Genomic DNA, 1,705 nt, shown 5'->3' with positions numbered 1-1,705 from the left:
GCTGAAGAGACCCATGATGACGAACTCCTTCGAAGTTGGTTGAACCTTCAACGAGAACGACTGTAGACTCATTCCGTTCAAGTTTCAACAAGTCTGCCGAAGGTTCACCCGGAGGCCCTCAGCCGCAGCGCCATCCGCCCCCTACGACCCGACCGTCAGCGTGAAGCGGCGCGGGTTGCCGTCGTGCGCGGCGCCCGAGACGTCCGGCCGGCCGTCCGGCCGGACGTCGTCGTACGGGAAGGCGTAGCCGATCGGCGTGTGCGCGTGGACCACCCGCGCCCAGTGGTTGGTCGACGGGTCGCGGTAGTAGTCGGAGGGCGCCGGGCCGTTCGGCTGGTCGGGGTGGGTGAGCAGGGTCGTGCGGTTGAAGCCCGCCGCCAGCCGGGCGAGCAGCGCCTTGCGGTCGTCGGAGTCGCCCGGGTTGTTGGTGAACGGCCCGTGGTTGCAGGTGAAGACGTCCTTCGAGGTGGGCTTGGTGAAGCTGTGCCCGCCCGTGAAGTTCAGGACGCCCCCGCTGACCCGGCCCACGCGCACGCCGCGCCCGCCCTGGAGGTCTATCCGCAGGTCGGTGGTGCGGTACTTCTCCCAGACGCGGTCGATGTACCCGGTGAAGGCGTCGCGCAGCGGCATCTGGTCGGGGCGGTCGAAGTACGGCGCCATGAGGTTCTGCGGGGAGATCACCCGCAGGACCGAGCCGTTCGCGGCGCGGACGACCAGCTTGTCCCACGGCCGGCCGTCCCGGGCGGCCTGGGCCACCAGCGCGTCGGCCATCTTCTGCAGCGCGCCGGCCGGCAGGGGGGCGACGGTGTGGGTGGCGTCGCCGGTCAGGGTGAGACCGATGGGCAGGGCGGTCACCAGGTCGACGTAACTGATGTTGGCGTAGAGCTGCTGCGGGTTGAAGGTGAACTCCGCGAACGACCAGGTGCGGCCGTAATTGGCGTCGGTGGAGGTCGCGAAGGCGGGCTCGACCAGGGCGGGGCCCGGGTTCACGAAGAAGTCCAGCTTGCCGTCGCGTACGAAGTAGACCCGGGCGCCGAACATCTGAGGCAGGGTCAGCACCACCGGCCCCGCACCCGCCGGACGCAACGCGATGGCGCAGTCGACAGGGAGCGGTGTCTGGGGCGCGGCGGGGGACTGCGGGTAGTACACGCCGCCGCCGGGGCGCAACAGCACCCAGCGGCCGGTGCCCTGCTCGTGACCGGTGACGTACGCGTGGACCGTGCCCGGCAGCGACTTGTTCGCCAGGGCCAGTTCGCAGGTGGCGGGTGCGGCGGCGGACCGCGGGATGAGAGCGCTTCCCCAGGCGGGAGAGGAGAGCGCTGCCGTGGCCGCGGTGGTGCCTGCGAGGAAGGTACGACGGGTTATCACGCGGTGAACTCCTGCTGGTGTGGGGGGAGTTCCCACTGTCGCGACCGTCGGGGCGGGCGTCAAGGCTTGCGTCTGAGAGCGCTCTCAGCTTCTCGGGCCGACGGTCGGCGACCTGACGGAGCGGCGCCGCAGTCGCGGCAAGGAGCGCGCGGGCGCGGCGCCGCGCTTCACTCGCGCCCTCTCTCTCGCGCGCCGCCCCGGCCGTCGGAGCGCAAGCGCTTTCCATCAAGTCCCGCACAGCCATTGAACGGGCGTGGAGCCCCGTGCTAGACCAGCGGGCACAGGTCTACACCACCCGGCCCCCGGAGGTTCACGTGCCGCCCGCATCCCCCTGGTC

At 70.7% G+C, this 1,705-nt stretch carries 1 protein-coding gene; it reads right to left on the bottom strand.

The features are described from left to right. Positions 1–141 precede the first annotated feature (141 nt). Entirely contained in the window at positions 142–1,368 is a 1,227-nt protein-coding gene (locus tag E2E34_RS34045; RefSeq protein WP_138905679.1) for a beta-1,3-glucanase family protein, read from the bottom strand. Positions 1,369–1,705: the final 337 nt, after the last annotated feature.

Source organism: Streptomyces albidochromogenes, assembly GCF_005981925.1.
Taxonomy (GTDB): Bacteria; Actinomycetota; Actinomycetes; order Streptomycetales; family Streptomycetaceae; genus Streptomyces; species Streptomyces albidochromogenes.
Note: the sequence above shows the minus strand (reverse complement) of the source record. Positions and strands in the feature narration are given on the sequence as shown.